The sequence below is a fragment of the Kocuria salina genome (genome assembly GCF_013368965.1).
In the GTDB taxonomy this organism is placed as follows: Bacteria; Actinomycetota; Actinomycetes; order Actinomycetales; family Micrococcaceae; genus Kocuria; species Kocuria rosea.
In genome coordinates this window covers 1-268 of sequence record NZ_SSSF01000055.1, presented here as the reverse complement: position 1 = coordinate 268, position 268 = coordinate 1, and the positions used below count along the sequence as shown (strand labels likewise).

1 protein-coding gene is annotated in these 268 nt (G+C 65.3%); it reads left to right on the top strand.

The genetic code is table 11. From position 1 onward, the window contains the following. Nucleotides 1-268 (top strand): integrase core domain-containing protein (locus E7Z53_RS19905; protein ID WP_176338707.1); only part of this gene is annotated, 268 nt, incomplete at both ends.

Sequence of the window (268 nt, the reverse complement as noted above, 5' to 3'; positions counted from 1 at the left end):
CCGTCGATCGGTTCGGTCGGGGACGCCTACGACAACTGCCTCATGGAGTCGATCATCGGCCTCTACAAGACCGAGTGCATCCGCCCGGGCCCGTTCGTGAAGGCACCACTGAAAACTGTCAGCGACGTCGAGTACTCCACGCTGGCCTGGGTGGACTGGTACAACACCCGCAGGCTGCACTCCAGCCTCGGCAACGTCCCGCCTGCCGAGTTCGAGGCCGCCCACTACGATCAGATCACTGCGCCCCAGCCGGCGGCGCAGCCCGTAT